The following is a 24,081-nucleotide window of genomic DNA, read 5'->3' on the forward strand; positions in this document are numbered from 1 at the left end:
CAGACCGCCCGCAAAACGCCAGCGCCACGCAACATCTGGCATCTGCGCCACAGCCTCGCTAGATAGGGCCAAACGCGTAAGGACAATCATCATGGCCCGCCATCTGATCACATCAGCCATCCCCTATATCAACGGGATCAAACACCTTGGAAATCTGGTGGGCAGCCAATTGCCTGCCGATCTATATGCCCGCTATCTGCGCCAGCGCGGGCACGAGGTCCTGTTCTTATGTGCGACCGACGAGCACGGGACCCCGGCAGAGCTTGCCGCTGCCAAGGCGGGCAAACCTGTCGCCGATTATTGCGCCGAAATGCATGATGTTCAGGCGCAGATTGCCGATGGGTTTCGTTTGTCGTTCGATCATTTTGGCCGCTCTTCCAGCCCGCAGAACCACAAACTGACCCAAGCCTTTGCGGGTCGTTTGGCCGAAGTCGGATTGATCAAGGAAGTCACCGAGGAACAGGTCTATTCCGTGGCCGATGGCCGTTTCCTGCCCGACCGTTATATCGAGGGCACCTGCCCCAACTGCGGCTTTGAATCTGCGCGCGGCGATCAGTGCGACAACTGCACCAAACAGTTGGACCCGACTGATCTGATCAATCCACATTCCACCATTTCCGGATCGACAGAATTGGAGGTGCGCGAAACCAAACACCTCTATCTGCGCCAGTCCGAACTGAGGGATGATCTGGCCGCATGGATCGAAAGCAAGAAAGACTGGCCGATCCTGACCACCTCTATCGCCAAGAAATGGCTGAACGATGGGGACGGTTTGCAGGACCGCGGCATCACCCGCGATCTAGACTGGGGGATCGCGGTCAAGCGCGGCACCGAAGACTGGCCCGGCATGGAAGGCAAGGTATTCTACGTCTGGTTTGACGCCCCGATCGAATACATCGCCTGTGCACAGGAATGGCAGGACGCAGGCAAAGGCACCGACTGGGAACGCTGGTGGCGCACGGACAAAGGCGCGGGGGACGTGACCTATACCCAATTCATGGGCAAGGATAACGTGCCGTTTCATACGCTTTCGTTCCCCGCCACGATCCTGGGCAGTCAGGAGCCATGGAAACTGGTCGATTACATCAAGTCGTTCAACTATCTCAACTACGACGGCGGCCAGTTCAGCACCTCGCGCGGGCGCGGCGTGTTCATGGATCAAGCGCTTGAGATTCTCCCGCCAGACTATTGGCGTTGGTGGCTTTTGTCCCATGCGCCGGAATCCTCTGACGCGGAATTCACGTGGGAAAACTTCCAGACGGACGTGAACAAAGACCTTGCCGACGTGCTGGGCAATTTTGTTAGCCGGATCACTAAGTTTTGTCGGTCGAAATTCAGCGAGGACGTGCCGGCGGGCGGGTCATATGGCCCTGCCGAACAGCAGCTGATCACCGATCTGACCACCCGCATCCGCGCCTATGAAGGTCATATGGACGCGATGGAGGTCCGCAAATCGGCGGCAGAGCTGCGGGCGATCTGGGTCTTGGGTAACGAGTATCTGCAAGCCAACGCACCTTGGACCACCTTCAAGACCGAGCCGGAAACCGCCGCGATGCAGGTCCGCCTCGCGCTGAACCTGATACGGATTTATGCGGTGCTGTCGGCCCCTTTCATTCCAGACGCCTCGGCCACGATGATTGCAGCGATGCAGACAGAAGATGACAGCTGGCCCATGGATGTGGCGGCCGCCTTAGAGGTTTTGCCAGCAGGTCACGCCTTTACCGTTCCGGAAAACCTGTTCCGCAAGATCACCGACGAAGAGCGCGAGGAATGGGCGGCGCGTTTCGCGGGCACACGCGACTGAGCCATCGTGAGAAAGCCGCTGTCAGATAAGCCTCAAGTCGTTTTCGAAACGGTTGATGCCTTGCGTGACTGGCTGGCAGCAAAGGACGAAAACGCAGACGGCATCTGGGCGGTGACCTACAAAAAGGCTGTGCCTGACAAATACATCTCGACAGGGCAGATTGTCGATGCGTGCCTGTCCTATGGTTGGGTCGACAGCCTTGTGCGGGGCCTCGATGCAGAACGCACGATGCTTTATATCTGCCCCCGCAAGACGGGGTCGAACTGGAGCCGTGTGAACAAGGACAAGGTCGCCAAGCTGACAGCCGAAGGCTTGATGACCCCAGCAGGCCAAGCCGTGATCGACCGCAGCAAGGCTGACGGAAGTTGGACCGCGCTTGATGACGTCGAAAACCTTGTGATCCCTGCGGACCTGCAAAGCGCGTTTGATGCATATCCGGGGTCGCTGGCGCAGTGGGAGGGATTTCCACGCTCGGTCAAGCGTGGCGCGCTGGAGATCGTGCTGAACGCGAAACGCCCCGAAACGCGCGCCGCGAAAATCGCCCAGATCGCGCGCGACAGCGCCGCAGGCAAGCGCCCGTTTCAATGGACCGGACCAAAAGCAAAGGGCTAGGCCGTTGACGCAGGTTCAAACCTTCGGCACACCCCAAGGAAAGTCACAGGAGACCTGGACAATGATCATCGGCCACATTGGCGCACGGGCGGGCAGCAAGGGCGTCCCGAACAAGAACTTTCGGATGATGCATGGCAAGCACCTGATCGACTGGTCGCTTGACCAACTGCTGGACAGTGACCGTGTGGATCATGTTGTCGTCTCGACAGATTCGCCCGAAATGTATGAACACGGGCTGAAACGCGGGTGCCTTGATATCGGCCTGCGCCCTGCGCATCTGGCCACCGATACGGCGGGCAAGTGGGGTGTCTGGCAACATGCCTTGGGCGAGGTTGAAAAGCAGACTGGTCCGGCAACGGCCTTTCTGGACCTTGATTGCACCTCACCGCTTCGGCCTGACACGGCCATCGCCGAGGCGCTTGATCTGTTTTTTGCCGAAAGCCCCGACATGGTCATGTCGTGCTGCGAGGCCCGCAAGAACCCCTATTTCAATCTGGTCGAACCGGATGCGACCGGCGCGCTGCATGTCAGCAAACCCCTCCCCGGGGGCGTCGTGGCCCGTCAGCAAGCCCCTGCGGTCTTTGAACATGCGGCATCGACCTATGTCGTGGCCCCTGCCTATCTGCGCCGCGCCTCCAGCCTGTTTGAAGGGCGCGTGATCCCTTACATGATGGCCCCCGAAACCTGCGTCGACATCGACAGCCCGTTTGATTTCAAACTGGTGGACTTTCTGATGGGTGAGAAATTGAAGGAACAAAGCGATGCATGATCAACTCAAAGACAAAACCATCTTTATCACCGGTTCAGGCGGTGTTCTGGGGAGTACCTATGTGCGGCGGATGCTGGCCGCCGGCGCGCGGGTCGTTGCATCGGATTTGACAGGGCACCGCGCGGATGCCTTGGTCGCCAGCCACGGCGACAACCCGAATTTCCGTTTCTACGATCTGGATGTGGGTCAGGAGGACGAGGTCGTGGCGATCTTCCAGCGCATCATGGCGGATGGATGGGAACCCAATGTCGTGCTGAACAACGCTGCCATCACAGGCGAGTTGCTGATGGGCGCAGGCAAGGCCTTTCCCGATTTTGCCAATACCAGCGTTGAAGACTGGGAAAGGACGCTGCGCACCAATATGACCGGCGCTTTCATGATCGCGCGGCAGATGGACCGCGATATCGTCGGGCGCTATCCGGCAACGTTGATCAATGTGGCGTCGATGTACGCGCTCAACGGACCGCACCACCAGATTTACGAGGACATGCCGTTCAAATCATTCTCGGCCTATTCCGCGACCAAGGCAGGCATCCACGGCCTGACCCTGTGGCTGGCGGGCTATTGGGCCAAGCGCCAAGCGACGGTGAACACCATCGCACCCGGTGCCGTATTCAACGGACATTCCGACGAATTCCAGCGCCGTGTGGGTGAGTTGATCATGGCTGGCCGCATGGCTGCACCGGATGAAATCGCCGATGCGATGCTGTTCCTGTGTTCAGCGCAATCGGGCTATATGACCGGCCAGTTGGTCAATGTGGATGGCGGCTTTAGCGGATGGTAGCGGATACCTTTCTGGTCATTGGTGCAGGGTCGATCGGGCAGCGCCACGCCCGCAACCTTGCGGCATTGGGCCAGAAAGCTGACCTGATCCCCTACCGCGCATTCGACGCCGCAACAGTGGCCCAGCGCCGCGATGTGGCAGGCGTCATCATCGCCACGGCGACACCCATCAGGCTATCGCTGATCACCCTTTGCGCGGCACAAGGCTGGCCCTTTTACGTCGAAAAGCCGCTCGGGTGGACCCAAAGCCAGATTGCCGAGATTTACGCAGCCGCAGGGCCAATCGGGGACCGGTCGATGGTCGGTTTCATGATGCGCTATCACCCTGCCCTGCGTGCGCTTGCCCAGCTTGATCTTTCCGATATCTACAGCTTTGCCTTCGAGATCGGGCATGACGTCCGGCAATGGCGGGCGAATTGGTCATTCGCGCAAAGCTATGCGTCCGATCCGGCAGGTGGCGGGGTGCTGCTGGACCTGTGCCATGAACTCGACATCGCACATTGCCTGTTTCCAAACGCCAAGGTGACGCGCGCCACCAGCCTTGACCACCCCGATTTCGCAGGCGTCGATTTCGCGACACGTGTCAGCCTTGCCGCACCGCTGGGAAGTGTCGCGATGGATTATCTGTCGCCTGTCAGCCTGCGCAGGGGGCAATTACGCGGCACGCGTCAGGTCATTGATCTGGACCTGCTTGCCCCTGCCTTTACCCGCAACGACGGGACCGGACAAAAGACCACAACATTCGATTTCGATCGCAATGACATGTTTCTGGGGGCGATGGGTGATTTCATTGCACTCGCCACAGGCCACCCGCCATCGGACAACCCTTTGATCCCCCGCTTTTCAGACGTTCGGGCAAGCTGTGATCTGATCGCGCAAGCATGGGAAGCGCGGCAGTTTGCAGGGCAAGTCGCCGTCGCGTTCTAGCGCCAGCCTTGCCAGACCTTCAGGGCGGCCTGCTTTTTGGCAAAACTTTGCGTCAAGGCTTCGGGATCATATTCGGTCTCGATCCATGTAACGATCCCGATAGGCGATTGCGCGTTGCGCGCGGCGTAGACATCGAGGAAATGATCCAGAATACCGGTGGCCGTGCGGCGGATATGCAGATAGCGAAAACTGAGCTGACGGCGCGCAACCTGAAGCGGTTGGTCTTCCTGCACCATCAGATAAAGCGCCGCTGCCAGCCCTGTCCGGTCTGCTCCTGATTTGCAGTGCATCATGAAGGGGCGCTCCATCGTATCGAAAGCCTCAAACAAGGCCTTGAGCTGATTGACCTTCGGCGCCTGACGCGCTGACATGGAAACGTTGACCAGCGTAAGGCCCAGCTTCAGACAGCTTTCCTCTTCAAACAGGTAGTGTGGCTGTTGTGCGACCCCGCGCAGATTGAGAACGGTCTTGATGCCCATCTGGGCATAGGTCTCGAACCTCTTGGGCGAAGGATGATTAGAGCGGTAAGCCCCGGGCGCAAACAGCGCAAAGTTGTGCCAGAAGATCCGCAGGATGCCATGGTCCAGCCAGTTCAGATGCCACAGGGATCGTTTGCGTTCGACAGGATCGGTAATGTCATGGCCAAAAGACCCGCGCAGGGCGCGTTCTTTTTCGTCGAGGGCTTTCCAAATCTTACGGATCATCTTGGGCTTTTCGTATTTTGTGGTTGTACTTGGACCAGCCACCTTGCCTTTGCAAGTGCCAGCACTCCATTGCACCACCACGCAAAACCCCATAAACACGCGACAACATCGCAGGCAGGAGTACAGATATGGACATCGCAGGTCGCAAGATCGGACCTCAGTTTCCCCCGCTCGTGATCGCCGAAATCGGCATCAACCACGGTGGCGACCTGGCCGTTGCCAAAGAAATGGTGCGCCTTGCCGCCGGGTCGGGTTGCGAGATGATCAAGCACCAGACCCATATCATCGAAGACGAGATGACCGAGGAAGCAAAGCAGATTTTCCCGCCCAATGCCGATGTGTCGATCTGGGATGTGATGGCCGCCTGCGCCCTGTCTCTAGAGGATGAAGCCGAACTCAAGCGCTACACCGAAAGCCTTGGCATGATCTGGATTTCGACGCCGTTTTCGCGCGCGGCGGCGGATTTTCTCAACGCGCTTGATGTGCCCGCCTTCAAGATCGGATCGGGAGAGGCGGATAACCTGCCGCTGATCCGCCACATCGCCCGCATGGGCAAACCTGTCATCATGTCGACGGGGATGCAGACCATCGAAACAATCCGCGCCTCTGTCGCGATTCTGGATGAGGCCGGGATCGACTATGCGCTGCTGGAATGCACAAATCTCTATCCGTCACCCCCCGAAATCGTCTCTTTGCAGGGTGTGACTGACCTGAAAAACGCCTTTCCCAATGCGGTCGTGGGCTTTTCGGACCATTCCATCGGGCCGGAGATGGCGCTGGCGTCCGTGGCCCTTGGGGCCTGTATTCTGGAACGGCACTATACCGATACGCGCTACCGGAAAGGTCCCGATATCATCAACTCGATGGACCCGTCTGAATTGCGCCATATCATCGACCGGTCCCGTGAAATCCATACAGCGCTGCACAACCCCAAACAGCGTACCGCCGCCGAGGAAGATGTGTACCGCTTTGCCCGCGCCTCGGTCGTGGCGGACAAGGACTTGCCCGCAGGCCATGTCATCACCGAAGCCGACATATGGGCGCGCCGCCCCGGATCGGGCGAGATTGCAGGCTATGATTTTGACAAGGTCGTCGGCAAGAAACTGACCCAGCCTGTCCACCGGAACAAACAGCTCAAATGGAGCGATCTGGCATGACCGCATTGCGGCGCAGCGACATTCCGGTCTGGCTGATCAGCCTCAAACGGGCCACAGCGCGACGGGCGAATATGATCCCGCGAATGGATGCGCTGGGCTTGGACTACCAGATTTTTGATGCCGTCGATGGCCGTCTTGAAGCCGAGTCTTTGGCGCACAACGTCAACCGCCCTGCGTTTGAGCGCAACACGGGCGGCGCGCTTTTGCCGGGCAAGATTGGGGTTTACCATTCGCACTTGCAGGTTTGGGACCGGCTGATCGCCAGCCAAGCACCTGCTGCCCTTATTTTGGAAGACGATGTGGTTTTCCATGATGATTTTCTTGAAGGGCTTGATGCGGCACTTGCCGCAGCCGATCATTGGGATGTGATCCGTTTCAACGCGATCCGCGCGAAACTACCGGTCAAGCAGGGCACGACAGGACGATATGCCGTCAATGCCTATATCGGTCCTTTCACCGGCAACGGCGCCTATCTGATCAAACGCGAAATTGCTGCGCGTCTGCGTCCGACGCTTCTGCCGATGACGCGCCCGCTGGATCACGAGTTGAACCGCTTTTTTGTCCACGGCTACCGCCAGCGCGGTCTGGAGCCTTGGCCGAGCCATGTGGATGACGAGGGCGAAAGCCAGATCACCGGACGGGCGTTCTCGGATGTAAAGAAATTCTCGCTACCCCAAAGACTGCCTTATTACGGTCTCAAGGCTACCAATTATGTCCGTCGCACAGCCTATCTTGCCGCTGACGGCGCGCTCTTGCCCTCCTCTCGTAAATTGAGCGGCTGATAACCAAGGTCGTCCGGATATCGTTTGGCTTGCACTTTAGGTTCAGCAAGTCATGCGGGTTGGGTTAATGTGTGGTCCTCCGCTCGCCAAAGAAGGCCTGGAGCTTTCGAGCGCCCTGTTTTTGATCGGGTGCCTGAATGCACGGAGTTTCCTTTCTGGGGCATGTCGAAAAAACTATAGCCTTGTGAATGCGCATCTATCTTGCGTCCGTCACCATGAGAACATATCATGAACATATGACTCAACGCGATCTTTCTCGGACAGGTTCGATTCTCGGTGACGCGGCCCGCCATGCCGACCTTTCGGACATCACGAATGCGCCGGAGAAAGCGATGACCTTGAGCACTGCCAAAGAATGGACGCGGGGTGGCCTGACAGACAGTGCAGATTCGTATGCGCCCTTTGCCCGTGTGGCCGAACAATCGAACCAGTCTTGATATATACTGTCCCCCTCCCCCGCATTGGCACCGATCTCGCGTGGCGCGATGCGGCCAAACGTTTGATCAGCGCGGGCGTGTCGCCGCAAAACGTCCTGTGGGATTTTGACAATACTATGGGCGCGCTTTTCGACACTGCTACCCCGCTGCCGCCGATCACCCGCCAGATCAAGGCCCCCCAGAGTTTTGTCGCGATGGCGGATACTGTGATCTGGCACAAAGACCCGCAACGCTTTGCCCGGCTCTATGCATTGCTCTGGCGGTTACGGCATCAGCCGGGGTTGATGCAGGACAGTACCGACCCAGAGCTGGCTAAGCTACAGCAGATGGAAAAGGGTGTGCAACGCTGCAAGCACAAGATGAAGGCCCTTGTCCGGTTTCGGGACCTGCGCCAAGGTGATACGCGGCGCAGCTTTGCCGCATGGTTCGCGCCGACCCACCACACGGTTGAACCTAACGCACCATTTTTCGCACGTCGCTTTGCCGATATGGACTGGATGATCGCAACGCCCGATGTGACCGCGCAGTTCATCGACGGCAACCTGTCCTTCCACCCCGGCCAGCCGAAGCCCGACCTGCCTGAAGACGCGCCCGAGGCGCTTTGGTGCAGCTATTTTTGCAATATCTTCAATCCGGCGCGGCTCAAGGTGCAGGCCACGAGATCAGAGATGCCAAAGAACGACATGCAGAACCTGTCAGAGGCGCGCCACTTCCAAAGCTTGATCGCGGGTGCCGAAACGAAGGGTCAACAGAGGCGCGATAATGCCGCGACCCTCCCGCCCGAATGGGCCGAGAAGATCAAAAAGCCGTTACGCGGCGACGACCCGCAGGGCAGTTAACCAAATGGGCCAGAAGTATTCCGGCTGCTCACCAGAACGCAGCGATACTCTGCCTCGGATTGCCGTGAAATCTCTGCGATCTCGGCATTCAGTTCGGCTTGCAGGCCAAGACCTGAGCCGAAACCGCCGGTACTTTGTGCAGCAAGGCGCGCGCCTGCCGAACGGATAGCGCCATCCACATAGCGATGTGCGCTGGATGCGCGTGACTGGGTTTGCCGTTCGGTTTCACCGGGCAGGCAGGCATAGGTTCGCTGCGTCACCTGATCGGCGCTCATGAACTGCACTTGTGTGCGACCCGGATAGGAATTGGTGGCACCGCATGCTGTCAATGCAGCCAATCCCAGCCCAGCGGTCGCGGCTTTGAACAAACCCATCATTGTGTCCTCGCTTCAGAGTTTCGACGTATATTTCTGCGAATATCTGTGCAGAGGTCTTTGCCGAAAGTGAGGCGAAATCGTGTTGGGATGCAGCGGCGCGCAGGGTCTGGTGCTTAGGTGTTGAAGAGAAAGTGCATCACATCGCCATCTTTGACGATATAGGCCTTACCTTCTGCGCGCATCTTTCCTGCCTCTTTGGCGGGTTGTTCGCCGCCAAGTGAGACAAAGTCGTCATAGGCAATGGTTTCTGCACGGATAAAGCCACGCTCGAAATCGCCGTGAATGACACCGGCCGCTTGCGGGGCAGAGGTGCCTTCCTTGATGGTCCAGGCGCGGGCCTCTTTGGGGCCGACGGTGAAATAGGTTTGCAGGTGCAACAGGGCGTATCCCGCGCGGATCAACCGGTCGAGGCCCGCTTCTTCCAGCCCCATCTCGCCCAGGAACATCTCGGCCTCTTCGCGGTCCAACTGGCTGATCTCTTCTTCGATGCGTGCGCTGATGACCACGGCAGAGTTGCCTTGCGCTGCGGCCATTTCAGCCACGCGGGCGGACTGGGCATTGCCGGTGCCGGCACTTTCTTCTTCGACGTTGCAGACGTAAAGCACAGGCTTTGTTGTGAGCAATTGCAGCATGCGCCATTGCTTTGCGTCTTCTGGATCAATCTTGACGGTGCGCGCAGGCTTGCCCTGTTCCAAGGCGGCCTGTGCCATTTCAAGCAAGCGCACCTGATCGACTGCGTCCTTGTCGCCGCCACGCACTTTGCGCGTCAGATTCTGCAAACGCTTCTCGATGCTTTCCAGATCAGACAGCATCAATTCGGTTTCGATCACATCGGCGTCTTCGACCGGATCAACGCGGCCTTCGACATGGGTGATGTCGTCATCTTCAAAGCAGCGCAGTACATGGGCGATGGCATCGCATTCGCGGATGTTGGCCAGAAACTGGTTGCCCAAGCCCTCGCCTTTGCTGGCCCCTTTTACTAGGCCCGCGATATCGACAAAGGTCATGCGGGTCGGGATGATCTGTTTGGAACCGGCAATCGCGGCCAATTTGTCCAGCCGTGCGTCTGGCACCGCGACATCGCCCACATTGGGTTCGATCGTGCAGAACGGGAAATTCGCGGCCTGTGCAGCAGCCGTTCTGGTCAATGCATTAAACAAGGTCGATTTGCCCACGTTCGGCAAACCCACGATACCCATCTTGAAACCCATCACGGCTCTCCTTTGATCCTAGCGGCGCTTCTAGGGGCGGAACGCAACCGGTGCAAGCGACACGAGGCGACACTCTGCCATTGATTTTCAGTGCTGCATCAAGCACACCGTGCCAAGTTTGCAGACCGGGGACCAAGATGAGCAGAATCGACGCAAAATTCGCGCAGTTGCGCACTGACGGTAAGAAGGCCTTTGTCGCCTATGTCATGGCGGGTGACCCGAACTATGACACCGGGCTTGAGATCGTCAAAGGCCTGCCCGCTGCGGGTGTCGACGTGATCGAGCTTGGCATGCCCTTTACTGATCCTATGGCAGATGGTGCGACGATCCAGCTTGCCGGACAGCGCGCGCTGGAAGGCGGGCAGAATCTGGAAAAGACGCTGCAATACGCCCGCGAACTGCGCAAAACAGATGACACGACCCCGATTGTGATGATGGGTTATTACAACCCGATCTATTCGCGTGGAGTGGATAGATTTTTGTCCGATGCCAAAGCCGCAGGCATTGACGGGCTGATCATCGTCGATTTGCCGCCCGAGGAGGACGAGGAGCTTTGCATTCCCGCCCAGAAAATGGGGATCAACTTTATCCGGCTGGCCACCCCGACCACCGATGCAAAGCGCTTGCCAAAGGTGCTCGAGAACACATCCGGCTTTGTCTATTACGTCTCGGTTACAGGCATCACCGGCACCGCCGAGGCACAGGCGGGCGATGTGGCCCCCGAAGTCGCTCGGATCAAATCGCAGACCGACCTGCCCGTGATCGTGGGTTTCGGGATCAAGACACCCGACGCCGCCGAAGCCATTGCGAAAATCGCAGATGGTGCAGTTGTGGGCTCTGCCATCGTCGAAAAGATCGGCGCAGGGCAGTCCGTATCCGAGGTGCTCGCTTTCGTGAAATCACTGGCAGACGGGACCCATCGCGCCTGACACCTGTCTGTGCCCAAAGGACACCCGATCATGTATGTCCCGCCTCACTTTCTTGAGATCAACACCGATGAAATCAAGGCGATCACCCAAGCCGCACCACTGGCTTGCATCGTGGCCCAAACCGACGAAGGGCTGATTGCCAACCATATTCCCCTGCTCTCCGCCCCTGATGGTAGGTTGATCGGTCATGTCGCGGCGGCCAATGACATGCACAGGCTCATCGCCACAGGGCAAGAGGTGCTGACCATCTTCCGTGGTCATGATGCTTATGTCTCGCCGAACTACTATCCGTCCAAGGCAGAACATCACCGCCACGTCCCCACGTGGAACTATCAGGTGGTGCATGTCTATGGTGCGATCAGCTTTCAGTATGACGACCACGCCAAGCGCGCAGCCGTCGCCCTTTTGACCCGCGACCACGAACGGCGGGTCAATGGCCCGAACGCATGGAAGATGGCAGATGCGCCCACAGACTACATGCAGCAAATGCTGGACGGAATTGTCGCCTTCGACATCAACGTGCGCAAGATCCTTGCAAAATCCAAGCTGAGCCAGAACCGCGATCCGCAGGATTTCAGGGGCGCGATCTCTGGCCTGCAGGGTGCTGGGCATGATGCATTAGCTGCAGAAATGGAAAACAGGTTGCCGAAACCTGCGTGATCTGGACATTTGCAAACGATATTGCGTCAAACGCGTTGTATTGGTAACAAGACCTAACCAATTCAAGGAATATGGCGATGCCAGTCATCACGACGATTGCGGATCTCAAGCGGCTTCATAAACGCCGCACCCCCAAAATGTTTTATGACTATGCCGAAAGCGGCAGCTGGACCGAACAGACCTTTCGCGAAAACACTTCCGATTTTGACCAGATCAAGTTTCGCCAGCGGATCGCGGTGGATATGACCAACCGCACCACGGCCACCCAGATGATCGGACAGGATGTGGCGATGCCGGTGGCGCTTGCCCCCGTCGGCCTGACCGGGATGCAATGTGCGGATGGCGAGATCAAGGCGGCCCGCGCCGCAGAAAAATTCGGTGTGCCCTTTACCCTTTCCACCATGTCGATCTGTTCCATCGAAGATGTGGCCGAAAATACCGAAAAACCGTTCTGGTTTCAGGTTTACACCCTGAAGGACGATGAATTCATGCAGCGGCTGTTTGACCGTGCGCGCGCCGCAAACTGTTCCGCGATTGTCATCACGCTTGATCTGCAAATCATGGGGCAGCGGCACAAGGACCTCAAGAACGGCCTGTCCGCCCCGCCCAAGTTCACGGTTGCCAGCATGGCCAACCTTGCGACCAAATGGCCGTGGGGCATCGAGATGCTGCAAACCAAACGCCGCTTTTTTGGCAATATCGTGGGCCATGCAAAGGGCGTGTCAGACCCTTCGTCTTTGGCATCTTGGACCGCTGAGGCCTTTGACCATGCGCTGGATTGGGATCGTGTTGCGCAATTGATGAAGATGTGGGGCGGCAAGGTCATCCTCAAGGGGATTCTGGACGCAGATGATGCCCGCAAGGCGGCGGAACTGGGCGCAGATGCGATTATCGTATCCAACCACGGCGGGCGCCAGCTTGATGGGGCGATGTCGTCAATCAAGGCTTTGCCCGCGATCTTGGAGGCCGTGGGCGACAAGGTCGAAGTGCATATGGACAGCGGAATCCGGTCGGGCCAAGACGTGCTCAAGGCGCTCGCGATGGGGGCCAAGGGCACCTATATCGGGCGGGCTTTCGTCAATGGTCTGGGGGCGATGGGCGAGAAAGGCGTGACCAAGGCGCTGGAGGTGATCCACAAGGAGCTGGACCTCACCATGGCACTTTGCGGGCGACGGGACGTCAAGACGCTGGATCGTGATATCCTGCTGGTTCCCGAGGATTTCGAAGGGCGCTGGGCCAGATAAACAGAACCGACGCGGCCACAAAACCGCAATTGCGATCTGATTGTAGACCATCAGGCATCATCTGTGTGAAAAAGTGTCACTGCCTTAACCGTTTTGCTTTGGAATCATTGACCTTTCGTGAATTGTTGCCGATCATTTTCCGACCGATCGTCGCGGCAGCGCGATGCTTGTTTTTGTAGATAGTTATCTTGTTGGGAGTCTTTTATGCGCACTCGTACGTTGCTCTGCGCCGCAGCCTTTATCATGTCAGCGACAACATCATATGCTGGCGGTCTTGCTGACCAAATCGTTGAAACACCCGGTACATCAGACAGCGAAGTGGTTGTTGCGGGTTCGTCGATCAATCCCGCATATATCGTCTTGGGTGTACTCGCAGCTTTGCTTGTTGTTGCGGCGTCATCGGACGATGACGACCCCACCCCTGTGGTGACCACGCCTCCCCCTCCAGCGCCACCATTGATCCCCCCCAAACCTCTTTAAGATCAAAGTCACGGGATGAGCTTACCCACTCTTTCCAGTTGCAAGGTCCGGATAGACCAGAAGCTGACACAGGAACGGGTGGGGCGCTTGCGGTCCCGCACCCACCCTTGCGTGCCTTAGGCTTGCGGCAGGGGCCTGAATGATGGCATCCGCCTGACCAGCAACGCCAAAGGCAAGGCCGACAGCAGCAATCCTGCGACCGCCAGAAACGCGATACGCAAGCCAAAAGCCTCTGACATCAGGCCCATCAGCATTGGCGCAAAGAAGAACCCCGAAAAGCCGATCACGGCGGTGCGGCTGATCGCTTCGGTCCGCAGGTGCGGTGCCACCAACTTGCCGACCAATGCCAGCCCCATCGGGCCAATGACAGAAACGCCAAGCCCCAGAATGCCGAACCCCAGATAGGCCATCATCGGCGTTTGTGCCAAAGCGGCAATCACTGCCCCAGTTGCGGAAATCACAGAGGCCCCGACGACAACAGGTACCTCGCGCACCCTTTCGGCAACCGCCTGACCCGAGAAACGACCGACCGCCATAGTGATCCCCAGCATTGCTGGCCCAAGCGCCCCCTCGGCAGCACCGCCACCCAGCGTGCGCTCCACATGCAGGGCGGACCATGCTTCGACTGTGGCCTCTGACATGAAGGCCACCAAGACAATCGCGCCACACAGAACGATAGGCCAAAGCGGGTAGCGCCCGGCATAGCCTTCTTCGGCGTCCACATAAGTCACATCCATACGCATGATCGGCAGCAACAAAAGCGCAATCACGCCGAAACCGGCAAAGACGGGCGCTGGCGGCAGGCCCGCCTCGCGCGTGAAGCCGACGACCAGTGCGCCGATGGCATAGGCTACCGAGAACATCGCATGATTGGCGTTCATCAACGGCCGATCGTACTTTGCCTCCAACTCGCTGACACGGGCGTTCATGATCACATCAAGCAACCCCGACGCGAGCCCAACAAGCCCCATGACGCAGGCAAATAGCAAAGGCATCGAAATCTGCCCGGGGAGTAACCACACAAGCGCAAGAAAGGCCGCCCCCACCTGCATCCCCCGCGCACCCAAGATGCGATCGGCGCGCGGTGCCAGCCACATCGCCGAGACAAGCCCGGTCGCGGACCCCAGCAAGAGCGTTCCAAACAGCGCGTCCGATGCACCCAGTTGTGCCTTGATCACCGGGACATAGGCTGCAAAACAGCCCCAGAACATCCCGACCACCACAAAGGCTGTGGCAGGGCGGCGGGACAGATAGAGGGCGTTGAGAATGGACATGCGCCATTGGGTGCATCTGAAAACGTGCCAAAGCAAGTTTCAAATGCGCACAACCTCAGAAAACCTCTTTTCAATCCATCCCAAAGCCCCTATAGCGCAGGCTTCATCGGGCTCGGACACCCTTGGAGGCGGGCCCCTTTATTTTGGAGAAATACTATGGCTGGACAGATCCCAGATCTGAACGCCAAGGTACGCGCGGGGACAGGCAAGGGGGCCGCCCGCCAAGCTCGCCGTGATGGCGACGTACCTGGCACTGTTTATGGTGGTGGCGCAGAGCCCCAATCCATCAGCATCCCTTTCAACTACCTGCTGACCATGCTGCGCAAAGGCCGCTTTATGTCCACGCTCTTCAACCTGAAGATCGAAGGTCAGGAAGACGTGCGTGTCATTTGCCGTGGCGTTCAGCGTCACGTGGTCAAGGACCTGCCCACACATATCGACCTGCTGCGCCTCAAGCGCACAAGCCGTGTGAAACTGTTTATTCCGGTCGAGTTTGCCAATACAGCGACTTGCCCCGGCATCAAAAAGGGCGGCGTGCTGACAGTTGTGCGCAACGAAGTCGAACTTGAAGTACTGGCTGGCGATATCCCTGATCACATCACCGTTGATCTGGCCAATTCCCAGATGGGCGATGTCATTCACATCAGTGAAGTGACACTGCCTGAAGGTGCAAAGCCAGTGATCGAGCGTGATTTTGTCATCGCAAACATCTCTGCCCCACGGACTGTTCTGGCTGACGACGCCGAGGAAGAAGTCGAACAAGAAGAAGCGTAAGCGCTTTTGCAATCGCATAAGAAAGGGCGTCCCGATTGGGGCGCCCTTTTGCTTTGTCGTATAGAGTGCCCGCTGCGCCCTAGCTGGCCACGGCCTTCATAAAGCGGTCACGGATCACCACAGGGTCCATCGTGATTACAGGCAGCTTGATGTTGCCGCTGTCGCATTTGCAAACAATGATCGTCATCTGCTTGCTGTCGATGGCCGCTTGCAAGACCTTGCCTGTGTCCACGTCCTTGCAAACAACGACGTTCTCGCAGCCGCAGGCCTTGGCCACATCTTCAAGCTTGGTTTTCTTGCCCGCATAGGTCGGCTGATCACCGGTGGAGCCGTATGATCCGTTGTCGATGATCAACAGAATGTAGTTATCAGCCACGTTGTTCGCGATCGTGGGCAGCGTGCCAAGGTTTGTCAAAACAGAGCCGTCGCCGTCGATGGAGATGACAGTCTTGTCTTGCGCCAAGGCCAGACCAAGACCGATGGAGGATGAAAGACCCATCGTGCCCAGCATGTAAAAATTCGTGGGCTGATCGTCGATCATATGCAGCTCTTGGCTGGGCAGGCCGATGTTACAGACGACCAGTTGGTCACGCAGGATGGGCGCGATATCGCGCAGGATTTCTGAACGGATCATTGGTCGCCGTAGCCTCCCCAAAAGGACGCATCCGTCAGGATCGCCACAGGTTTGTTGCACATGAATGTGTATTTCAGGATCGCGTCGAGTTCGCTTGCGTCGCTTTCCTTGTGGAAGTGATAGGTCGGGATATTCATCTGGTTCAGCAGCGCCTTGGTATGGACCGCCATTTCCACCTGACAGGCCACCGGCTCGCGCAATTCACCCCGATAGCTGATCAGCATGGGCAACGGCATCCGGTAGTACTGGATCAGCGTCGCCAGCGTGTTGATCGTCACTCCGATCGCGGTGTTCTGCATGATGATCGCAGGGCGTTTGCCGCCCATATAGGCCCCTGCGCAAAGTCCCATGCCTTCGTCTTCTTTGTTGGACGGGATGTGAAAGATTTCTGGCCGTGCTTCGACTTCGTCGATCACACCGGCCAGCTGCTTGCATGGCACTGTCGTGATGAATGACACATCGTTGGCGACAAAGTCATCCACGATTTTCTTGCTGATACTCAAGGTCTTAGGTCTCCTGATTGCGCCAAAAAAGGGGGGGCGTGGTTTGCTGGGATTACTCCGGCCCTAGGGCCGCAGGATGATCTTGGGGGCCGCGACGCGCCCTGCGCGGATATCGGCAAAGGCTTGCTGGCCGTCGGACAGATGCCGTTCCTCTGTCCAGTCCAGCGCGCCCAGCCGCCCGTCAAAAATTGCGGCAGCCGTGTCGCGAAAGTCTTGGGCTGTGTAGGTATAGGTCCCGATAAAGGTGATTTCTTGCAAGGTCATTCTGCGGATATCAAGACCCCCTGTCCCCTCGCCCAACCCGATATGCATGATCACACCGCCGGGGCGCACGATGGCAGAGGCATCCGCACGGGTGGCAGCATAGCCAACCCCGTCGATCACCAGATCGGCTTGGGTCACTGTGCCGGGGGCGACGGCGGTAAATCCGTCGATCCCGTCCAAGGTTTCACGGCGCAAGGCGTTGGGTTCCACCACCTTGATATCGGACGCGCCGAAAGCACGCAGGCAAAGTGCAGCGCCAACGCCAATCGCGCCGCCACCGATCACCACACAGCGCGCTTGGGTCAGTGGCGTATCAAGGGCCGCAGCGCCCAGTCGCACGGCATGCCATCCACAGGCCAAAGGTTCTGCCAAGGCCGCTTTCTCGAACGGCACGTGGTCAGGCACTTCGACAAGGTTTCTGTCGGCCATGATCACGAATTCGCCAAAGGCACCTTCGCGGGGCGGCATGGAAATGATCATCCGGTCGCCGCACAGATTGTCACGGCCCGCCTTGCAAGCCGCACAGGTCCCGCAGGTCGTCAGCGGGTTGATCGTCACGCGCTTGCCATCAAGTGCGCCACCAATAACAGTTCCTGCGGCCTCGTGGCCCAGGATCAGCGGCGCGGGCCTGCGTTCATCATGCCCAAGATAGGCGTGCATGTCCGACCCGCAAATGCCCGAAGCCGCGATCTTGATCAGGCTTTGGCCCAGCGCTGGCACCGGGTCCGGCATATAGCGATAGACCAGCTTTTCAACGGCATCATAAACCAGTGCTTTCATTTCGCTGTGAACCCCCCGTCCACCATAAGAACCTGACCTGTCACATATGCAGACGCATCAGAGCAGAGAAAAAGAAGCGGACCGTCGATGTCGGACAGTTCGCCGTTGCGGCCGATGCATGTTTGCGCTGCATTGCGGGCCGCGCGTTCTGGATCGGCAAAGACCGGACCAGTCAGTTCGGTGGGGAAAAAACCCGGACCGATAGCGTTCGCCGTGATGCCGTCCTTTGACCAAGCCTCTGCCATGGCGCGTGTCAATTGGGCGATCCCTGCCTTGGACGCACCATAGGCGATCCCGCCCGGAAATGCGCGGGTTGTCTGGAGCGAGGCGAAATTCACGATCCGGCCCCAGCCACGCGCTTTCATCTCGGGCGCGAAGGCTTGGCTTAGAAAGAACGGTGCGGCGAGGTTGAGGTTCATGGTCACGTCCCAGCCTGCTGCTGTCACGTCATCCGCAACTTCGCGGGTGTTGATCCCTGCGGCATGCACCAGAATGTCGGGGGCGCCAAAGGGCGCGCTTATCTGCTCTGCGATCTCTTTGATCCGGTCGCGCTGTGACAAGTCCGCTGCAACAACCGCAGCGTTCTTGCCCGTCGCCGTGGCCCATGCATTAAGCGCTTCGGCGCGGCGTGCCACCCCGACGACCTTTGCCCCTGCAGCGGCCAAGACAATCGCAGCCCTTTGACCCAGCCCCGCACTCGCGCCCGTAACGCAAGCGACGCGACCCGTCAGGTCAAAAAGATCGACAGGATCACTCATCAGGCGTCAGATCGAAATTCTCGCCGGGGAAGTATTTGGCAAGGCGGACATCTGCCGCGCGGGCGTGCCCTTCCATCCCTTCAAGGCGGGAAATACGCGCTGTCGCTTCGGCCACGCGCTTGGAGCCTGCACGGGTGGCCTGCTGCCAAGTCACGATCTTCATGTACTTATGCACCGACAGACCGCCGGTATAGGCCGCAGCGCCGGATGTCGGCAGAACGTGGTTCGTGCCAGAGGCCTTGTCGCCGTAGGACACGGTGGTTTCCTCGCCCAAAAAGAGCGAGCCATAGCAGCTTAGTCGATCACGCCACCAAGGCAGATCTTGCGCCTGAACAGTCAGATGCTCGGGTGCATATTCGTCAGAACAGGCGGCCATTTCTTCGCGATCTGCGCAGACAATCACTTCGGCATAATCACGCCATGCTGCTGCGGCGTTGTCGCGGTTCACCTCTGGCAGATCAGCGATCAGATCAGGGACGCGGTTCATGACGTCTTCGGCCAAGGCGCGGTCATCCGTGACCAGCCAGACAGGAGAGTTATAGCCATGCTCGGCCTGGCTCACCAAATCGGTCGCCACGATATGTGGATCAGCGGTCTTGTCCGCCAAGATCAGGCTGTCGGTGGGGCCCGCGATCATATCGATCCCTACGCGACCAAACAGGATGCGCTTGGCTTCGGCGACAAACTGGTTGCCAGGGCCGACAAGAATGTTCGCCTTGGGCAGACCAAAGAGGCCGAATGTCATCGCCGCAACACCCTGCACCCCGCCCAGCGCCATGATCGTATCCGCGCCAGAGATATGGGCGGCATAGATGATCGCGGGTGCAACACCAACGCCCGGGCGTGGTGGGGATGTAGCGGTGATGTGGTTACAGCCAGCAACCTTGGCTGTCGTCACCGTCATGATCGCAGAGGCGATGTGGCTGTAACGGCCACCGGGGATATAGCACCCGGCGGCATCGACAGGGATGGATTTCTGACCTGCGATCAGGCCGGGCACAACCTCATACTCGAAATCGCTGACCGTTGCCTTTTGCGCTTCGGCAAAGCGGCGCACATTGTCATGGGCGAACTGGATATCATCCTTGAGCTTTTGCGGGACCAGATCGGCAGCGGCGGCGATCTCTTCTGCGGTCAGAATGACGTTGCCATCGTATTTGTCGAATTTGGCGGCATATTCCAGCGCCTTGGCGTCACCGCCTGCCTCGATCTCATCAAGAATTCCCTTGACCAGATCGTGCACATCCGACGCACCGGACTGCGCGGTGAGGGTCGCTTTCTTGAGGTATTCGCGTGCCATATGAGGATTGCCTTACTTTGCATAAACGAAAACAGGGTGAGGATCAGGGCTGGGTCCGTGGTTCGGTTGATTGCGCATGCGCAAAACTCCGATGACGTGTCCCCTCCCCGGTCGCGTCTTGATTCGCACTTAATGTAAGCCTTTACATTGCGCCCATGCAAGCCTTTACATTGACCTGAGTGCGTTTTCACTAGGCCCCTGTTTTCTGTCAGGCTAGACAGAGGATCACGGCACTGCATAAGGACCGCAATGACCAACCAACGCCCGACACCCACGCTGCACGACGTCGCCGCCTCTGCGGGCGTATCGACGGCGACCGTGTCACGGGTATTGAACTTTCCCGACAAGGTTGCCCCCGCGACGCGCGACAAGGTGCAGACCGCAATCGAAGCCTTGGGCTATTCACCAAACTTCGGGGCCAAGGTCATGGCGGCCCGTCGCACCAACACGATCGGCGCGATCATCCCAACGATGGAAAACGCGATCTTTGCGCGCGGCCTGCAGGCGTTTCAGGAAGAATTGCGGTTGCATGGGTTTACGATGCTGGTGGCCAGCACCTCTTACCAGGCTGACATCGAAGAAGAACAGATCCGCGCCCTTGTCGCCCGTGGCGCTGACGCGCTTTTGCTGATCGGGCATGCGCGGTCGCCCGAGATTTACCAGTTTCTGGATGCCCAAGGCATTCCCACCCTGATCACATGGGCCTATGACACAGACGCACCCCGCCCTTCCGTCGGCTTTGATAACAAGGCGGCCATGCAGATGATGGCGCGGCAAGTGATCGCCCATGGCCACAGGAACCTTGCCTTGATTTCAGCACCGACGGCGGACAACGACCGTGCAAGCGCGCGCCTGCAAGGGGTCAAGGCGGCCATGGTAGCGGCAGGATTGGACCCCGCCGCCTTGCAGGTCATCGAAACACGGTATGCCATAGAAAACGGGGCCAAAGCCTTTGCCGCATTGATGCATTGCGCTCCGCGGCCCACAGCCGTTCTTTGCGGCAACGATGTTCTGGCGGTGGGTGCCTTGCGCCAAGCCCATGAGATGGGGATTCCCGTACCGGATGCGGTATCCATTGTCGGCTTTGATGATATCGAACTGGCGCAAATCGCCTATCCGCCGCTGACGACCGTGCATGTACCGCACCAGCAGATGGGGCGCAAAGCGGCACAGACCTTGGTTGCGATGGTAAAGGAAGGAAGCATGCCAGAATCCATTGCCCTTGATGCCAGCCTTGTGCTGCGCGGCACTCTGGGCAATGTGGCGCAAAGCTGACGTCTCCATCTGGCGCTGCGCTGCGGCATAGGCTAGGCTGGCGCCATGAAACTGCTTGTCGGCCTTGGAAATCCCGGCGCGAAATACGCGCAAAACCGCCATAACATCGGCTTTATGGCGATGGACCGCATTGCTGCCGATCACGGGTTCAGCGCGTGGCGGGCCAAGTTTCAGGGGCAAACCTGCGAGGGGCGTTTCGGTTCGGAAAAGGTAACCCTGCTGAAGCCTGAAACCTTCATGAACCTGTCAGGGCAAGCGGTGGGAGAGGCGATGCGCTATCTCAAACTGGCCCCCGATCATGTGATCGTATTTCACGACGAGATCGACCTTGCCCCCGGCAAAGTCCGGCTCAAGACAGGTGGCGGGCATGCGGGTCACAATGGGTTACGGTCCATTCACGGGCATATCGGGCCAGACTATGACCGCGTGCGCATGGGTGTCGGGCATCCGGGGCACAAAGACGCCGTGCCGGGCTATGTGCTGCGCGATTTCCCAAAGGCGGATGCGGAATGGCTGGATGACGAATTGCGCGGGATCAGTGACGGGATCGCGGACTTGATCGCTGGCGACGGGGCCAAGTTCCTGAACGCGATTGCACTCAGGGTGGCCCCGCCCCGATCCTCGAAATCCGTGCCCAAACCGGCACCTTCGGCCACACCTGAAGAGCCCACACAAGACACACGCTCGGCGATGCAGAAACTGATGGATCGGTTCCGGTGACCCCTGCGGCCATCCGCGCGGCATTCCTTCATCAATCCAAAGCCTGCGCCAGCCTTGGGTCGCCCTTCATGGGGCAATTGATGGCGCTTTGTGCGACGCAAGACTGGCCCGACGGGATCATCAAAGACCGGATTTTTGCGTGGCAAGGTGACATTGGCCCGCGCGGACAATCGGTGCCGCTGCGGCTGGCAGGGGCGCTGCATGCCTTGCATCTGCAAGGGCACGCGGTCTTGGCAGGGGTCTATCCACCACATCAGCCTAGCGATGCGGCCTTGTGGGAGGCTGTCTGCGAAACGCTGGTCGCGGATGAAGGTTACATCAACACCTGGATGAACAGTGCCCCACAAACGAACGAAGTCCGCCGCGCGGCCACATTGATTGCCGTGGGGCATTTGCTGGCGGACCGCTTTGGATTGCCTATGCGAACCTCGGAATTGGGCGCAAGCGGCGGGTTGAACCTGCATTGGGATGCCTATGGGCTGCAGTTGCAGGACGCCCGTTTTGGCCCGTCAGAGGCAGCACTGGTGCTGCACCCTGAATGGGCTGGCCCTTTGCCGCCGACAAGGCAGCCCGACGTCGTGTCGCGCGCGGGCGTTGACCTCAACCCGCTTGATCCGGCCAATGCGGACCATGCGCTGCGACTGCAAGCCTATTTGTGGCCCGATCAACCCGAGCGCTTGTCCCTGACGCAAGCGGCGATCAAGGCCGCCAAGACCCCCGTCGCACAGGGCGATGCTGTTGACTGGCTTAAAACGCGACTAGACCATCAAAAGGGGCAATTGCACCTGATCTACAGCACCGTGGCTTGGCAGTATTTTCCCGACGACAAGAAAGCGGAAGGTGCGGCCATGATCGCAAGTGCTGGCGCGCGCGCAACCGCAGCCACGCCATTGGCATGGTTCGGCATGGAAAACGACGGTGGAGAGCATGGCGCGGCGCTGACCCTGCGGCTTTGGCCGGGCGATCTCACGCTTGATCTGGGTCGGGCCGATTTTCATGGGCGTTGGATCGAATGGACCGGACCCTAGTGGTGCAGCGGTTGGTCGCGCTTCTTTGATGGCTTTCGGGTGGTCTTGGCGCGAAATGCCTTTAGACTGATAGCGGAAAAGACGCCGCTGAATTTAGAAAGTATCCAACGACATGGAAAAAGACCCCTCTTTCAACGTGCTTGGCAGTACACTGGTCCCCTGCTCGGTCGATCCGATGACGGGTTTTTTCCGCAATGGTGCCTGCGACACATGCGCGGCCGATCAAGGCAGCCACACGGTCTGCGCGGTGATGACGGACGAATTCCTGGCGTTCTCGAAATACGTTGGCAATGATCTCAGCACACCACGGCCGGAATTCGGATTTCCCGGACTGAAGGCGGGCGATGGCTGGTGCCTATGTGCCAGCCGGTTCCTTCAGGCCCATGACGAAGGCTGCGCCCCAAAAGTCAGCTTGCTTGCGACCCATGTGCGCGCACTCGAGATTGTGCCGATTGATGTGTTGCGCGCCTATGCCGACAGCAGCGAGATCGAGTGATCAATCCACCGCCATCAGATCGTCGATGAACAGGCTAAGAAGCTGGTTGCGCCCCGTCACACCTGCCTTTCGATAGATGGCGTTGGTTTGGGCCTTGATCGTGCCTTCACTGACATCACGAAGTCCGGCAATTTCTTGGGTCGACATGCCCTTAATGGCGAAAAGCGCGACATCCCGCTCTGCGGGGGTCAACTCCCACCGAGTGAAGCGCTCTTCCATGACTTCCATGAAAGCACCTGAAGCAAGGCGAAGCTGATCTTCAACCGCGACATTGCGCGCCATGGTCCGGCGCAAGACAAGCCAGCCAAAGCCGACGCCGAGCAAGAGGCCCAATGCCGCACCAAGTTCGATCAATTCGCTCAGCTGCCATGCGATAGGCGCGACGCCCAAGACGGACCCCAGAATTTGCGACACGAAAAAAATGGCGCAGAGCATTTGCACCACAACGATCGCCAAGACGGTCCATCGGCCTGTCAAAGATGATGTCTCCCTAGGCTCAAAGAGGCCTGATCGCTTTAGTCATCATCGTCGTCGTCATCATCGTCGTCGTCATCATCGTC

At 58.6% G+C, this 24,081-nt stretch carries 28 protein-coding genes; 18 read left to right on the plus strand and 10 right to left on the minus strand.

Annotated elements, in window-relative coordinates:
- The first annotated feature begins 91 nt into the window (after positions 1–91).
- The 5 genes from metG to NWQ23_RS07045 all read left to right on the plus strand — a co-directional run bounded on the left by metG (position 92) and on the right by NWQ23_RS07045 (position 4,895).
- A complete protein-coding gene (gene metG / locus NWQ23_RS07025; RefSeq protein WP_306165550.1) occupies positions 92–1,804 on the plus strand; it encodes a methionine--tRNA ligase in 1,713 nt (570 codons plus the stop codon).
- 6 nt (positions 1,805–1,810) lie between these two features.
- Positions 1,811–2,416, plus strand: a complete 606-nt coding sequence (locus NWQ23_RS07030) for a YdeI family protein (protein ID WP_306165551.1) — start codon at positions 1,811–1,813, stop codon at positions 2,414–2,416.
- A 61-nt stretch (positions 2,417–2,477) separates the two neighbouring features.
- On the plus strand, positions 2,478–3,185 hold the full coding sequence (locus NWQ23_RS07035; protein WP_306165552.1) for an acylneuraminate cytidylyltransferase family protein: 708 nt from the start codon (positions 2,478–2,480) through the stop codon (positions 3,183–3,185).
- Positions 3,178–3,969, plus strand: a complete 792-nt coding sequence (locus NWQ23_RS07040) for an SDR family NAD(P)-dependent oxidoreductase (protein WP_306165553.1) — start codon at positions 3,178–3,180, stop codon at positions 3,967–3,969. The genes NWQ23_RS07035 and NWQ23_RS07040 overlap by 8 nt, the downstream gene beginning before the upstream one ends.
- Complete coding sequence (locus NWQ23_RS07045; protein WP_306165554.1) at positions 3,963–4,895, plus strand: Gfo/Idh/MocA family protein; 933 nt, start codon at positions 3,963–3,965, stop codon at positions 4,893–4,895. Before NWQ23_RS07040 ends, NWQ23_RS07045 begins: the two co-directional genes overlap by 7 nt.
- Here NWQ23_RS07045 and NWQ23_RS07050 read toward each other — a convergent pair.
- Entirely contained in the window at positions 4,892–5,599 is a 708-nt protein-coding gene (locus NWQ23_RS07050) for a tyrosine-protein phosphatase (protein WP_306165555.1), read from the minus strand. The two genes, NWQ23_RS07045 and NWQ23_RS07050, sit on opposite strands and share 4 nt — an antisense overlap.
- 128 nt (positions 5,600–5,727) lie before the next feature.
- On the opposite strand from NWQ23_RS07050, the gene NWQ23_RS07055 reads away from it, so the two are divergent.
- The 4 genes from NWQ23_RS07055 to NWQ23_RS07070 all read left to right on the plus strand — a co-directional run bounded on the left by NWQ23_RS07055 (position 5,728) and on the right by NWQ23_RS07070 (position 8,814).
- Positions 5,728–6,756, plus strand: coding sequence for an N-acetylneuraminate synthase family protein (locus NWQ23_RS07055; RefSeq protein WP_306165556.1), 1,029 nt, complete (start codon positions 5,728–5,730; stop codon positions 6,754–6,756).
- Positions 6,753–7,538 (plus strand): glycosyltransferase family 25 protein, encoded by a 786-nt coding sequence (locus NWQ23_RS07060; RefSeq protein WP_306165557.1) that lies wholly within the window; start codon positions 6,753–6,755, stop codon positions 7,536–7,538. Before NWQ23_RS07055 ends, NWQ23_RS07060 begins: the two co-directional genes overlap by 4 nt.
- A gap of 236 nt (positions 7,539–7,774) precedes the next feature.
- A complete protein-coding gene (locus NWQ23_RS07065; protein WP_306165558.1) occupies positions 7,775–7,975 on the plus strand; it encodes a hypothetical protein in 201 nt (66 codons plus the stop codon).
- Positions 7,972–8,814 (plus strand): TIGR03915 family putative DNA repair protein, encoded by an 843-nt coding sequence (locus NWQ23_RS07070; RefSeq protein WP_306165559.1) that lies wholly within the window; start codon positions 7,972–7,974, stop codon positions 8,812–8,814. The genes NWQ23_RS07065 and NWQ23_RS07070 overlap by 4 nt, the downstream gene beginning before the upstream one ends.
- On the opposite strand, the gene NWQ23_RS07075 is transcribed toward NWQ23_RS07070, so the two are convergent.
- Both NWQ23_RS07075 and ychF read right to left on the minus strand, forming a co-directional pair.
- Positions 8,811–9,188 carry a hypothetical protein gene (locus NWQ23_RS07075; protein ID WP_306165560.1) on the minus strand — a complete coding sequence of 126 codons (378 nt, stop codon included), beginning with the start codon at positions 9,186–9,188 and terminating at the stop codon, positions 8,811–8,813. The genes NWQ23_RS07070 and NWQ23_RS07075 overlap by 4 nt on opposite strands.
- A gap of 116 nt (positions 9,189–9,304) precedes the next feature.
- The gene (gene ychF, locus NWQ23_RS07080; RefSeq protein ID WP_306165561.1) at positions 9,305–10,402 is read right to left on the minus strand and encodes a redox-regulated ATPase YchF; all 1,098 of its coding nucleotides are present in this window, start codon (positions 10,400–10,402) and stop codon (positions 9,305–9,307) included.
- A gap of 137 nt (positions 10,403–10,539) precedes the next feature.
- On the opposite strand from ychF, the gene trpA reads away from it, so the two are divergent.
- The 4 genes from trpA to NWQ23_RS07100 all read left to right on the plus strand — a co-directional run bounded on the left by trpA (position 10,540) and on the right by NWQ23_RS07100 (position 13,715).
- Positions 10,540–11,331, plus strand: a complete 792-nt coding sequence (gene trpA / locus NWQ23_RS07085; protein ID WP_306165562.1) for a tryptophan synthase subunit alpha — start codon at positions 10,540–10,542, stop codon at positions 11,329–11,331.
- Between the two features lie 30 nt (positions 11,332–11,361).
- On the plus strand, positions 11,362–11,991 hold the full coding sequence (locus NWQ23_RS07090; protein ID WP_306165563.1) for an FMN-binding negative transcriptional regulator: 630 nt from the start codon (positions 11,362–11,364) through the stop codon (positions 11,989–11,991).
- Positions 11,992–12,068: 77 nt separating this feature from the next.
- A complete protein-coding gene (locus NWQ23_RS07095; RefSeq protein WP_306165564.1) occupies positions 12,069–13,235 on the plus strand; it encodes an alpha-hydroxy acid oxidase in 1,167 nt (388 codons plus the stop codon).
- A 204-nt stretch (positions 13,236–13,439) separates the two neighbouring features.
- A complete protein-coding gene (locus NWQ23_RS07100) occupies positions 13,440–13,715 on the plus strand; it encodes a hypothetical protein (protein WP_306165565.1) in 276 nt (91 codons plus the stop codon).
- Between the two features lie 116 nt (positions 13,716–13,831).
- Here the strand turns inward: NWQ23_RS07100 and NWQ23_RS07105 are convergent, their stop codons facing one another.
- A complete protein-coding gene (locus NWQ23_RS07105; protein WP_306165566.1) occupies positions 13,832–14,989 on the minus strand; it encodes an MFS transporter in 1,158 nt (385 codons plus the stop codon).
- A gap of 156 nt (positions 14,990–15,145) precedes the next feature.
- Here NWQ23_RS07105 and NWQ23_RS07110 point away from each other — a divergent pair, with 156 nt between their 5' ends.
- Positions 15,146–15,763, plus strand: a complete 618-nt coding sequence (locus NWQ23_RS07110) for a 50S ribosomal protein L25/general stress protein Ctc (protein WP_306165567.1) — start codon at positions 15,146–15,148, stop codon at positions 15,761–15,763.
- Positions 15,764–15,842: 79 nt separating this feature from the next.
- Here the strand turns inward: NWQ23_RS07110 and comE are convergent, their stop codons facing one another.
- The 5 genes from comE to hisD form a co-directional block, all read right to left on the minus strand.
- Positions 15,843–16,397 carry a sulfopyruvate decarboxylase subunit beta gene (gene comE, locus NWQ23_RS07115; protein WP_306165568.1) on the minus strand — a complete coding sequence of 185 codons (555 nt, stop codon included), beginning with the start codon at positions 16,395–16,397 and terminating at the stop codon, positions 15,843–15,845.
- The gene (gene comD, locus NWQ23_RS07120) at positions 16,394–16,900 is read right to left on the minus strand and encodes a sulfopyruvate decarboxylase subunit alpha (protein WP_306165569.1); all 507 of its coding nucleotides are present in this window, start codon (positions 16,898–16,900) and stop codon (positions 16,394–16,396) included. Before comD ends, comE begins: the two co-directional genes overlap by 4 nt.
- Before the next feature lie 63 nt (positions 16,901–16,963).
- Complete coding sequence (locus NWQ23_RS07125; RefSeq protein WP_306165570.1) at positions 16,964–17,944, minus strand: alcohol dehydrogenase catalytic domain-containing protein; 981 nt, start codon at positions 17,942–17,944, stop codon at positions 16,964–16,966.
- On the minus strand, positions 17,941–18,702 hold the full coding sequence (locus NWQ23_RS07130) for an SDR family NAD(P)-dependent oxidoreductase (RefSeq protein WP_306165571.1): 762 nt from the start codon (positions 18,700–18,702) through the stop codon (positions 17,941–17,943). The genes NWQ23_RS07125 and NWQ23_RS07130 overlap by 4 nt, the downstream gene beginning before the upstream one ends.
- Positions 18,695–20,002, minus strand: coding sequence for a histidinol dehydrogenase (gene hisD, locus NWQ23_RS07135; RefSeq protein ID WP_306165572.1), 1,308 nt, complete (start codon positions 20,000–20,002; stop codon positions 18,695–18,697). Before hisD ends, NWQ23_RS07130 begins: the two co-directional genes overlap by 8 nt.
- 249 nt (positions 20,003–20,251) lie before the next feature.
- Between hisD and NWQ23_RS07140 the strand changes: the two genes are divergently transcribed.
- From NWQ23_RS07140 to NWQ23_RS07155, 4 genes are all read left to right on the plus strand, one after another.
- Positions 20,252–21,277: a LacI family DNA-binding transcriptional regulator gene (locus tag NWQ23_RS07140; RefSeq protein WP_306165573.1), complete on the plus strand. Its 1,026-nt coding sequence runs from the start codon at positions 20,252–20,254 to the stop codon at positions 21,275–21,277.
- 45 nt (positions 21,278–21,322) lie between these two features.
- Positions 21,323–21,997 carry an aminoacyl-tRNA hydrolase gene (gene pth, locus NWQ23_RS07145; RefSeq protein WP_306165574.1) on the plus strand — a complete coding sequence of 225 codons (675 nt, stop codon included), beginning with the start codon at positions 21,323–21,325 and terminating at the stop codon, positions 21,995–21,997.
- Complete coding sequence (locus NWQ23_RS07150; RefSeq protein ID WP_306165575.1) at positions 21,994–23,025, plus strand: DUF2332 domain-containing protein; 1,032 nt, start codon at positions 21,994–21,996, stop codon at positions 23,023–23,025. The genes pth and NWQ23_RS07150 overlap by 4 nt, the downstream gene beginning before the upstream one ends.
- Before the next feature lie 112 nt (positions 23,026–23,137).
- A complete protein-coding gene (locus tag NWQ23_RS07155) occupies positions 23,138–23,521 on the plus strand; it encodes a DUF2237 family protein (RefSeq protein WP_306165576.1) in 384 nt (127 codons plus the stop codon).
- Here the strand turns inward: NWQ23_RS07155 and NWQ23_RS07160 are convergent, their stop codons facing one another.
- Positions 23,522–23,956, minus strand: coding sequence for a helix-turn-helix transcriptional regulator (locus NWQ23_RS07160; protein ID WP_306165577.1), 435 nt, complete (start codon positions 23,954–23,956; stop codon positions 23,522–23,524).
- Positions 23,957–24,081: the final 125 nt, after the last annotated feature.

The organism is Yoonia sp. (assembly GCF_030731595.1).
Classification (GTDB): domain Bacteria; phylum Pseudomonadota; class Alphaproteobacteria; order Rhodobacterales; family Rhodobacteraceae; genus Yoonia.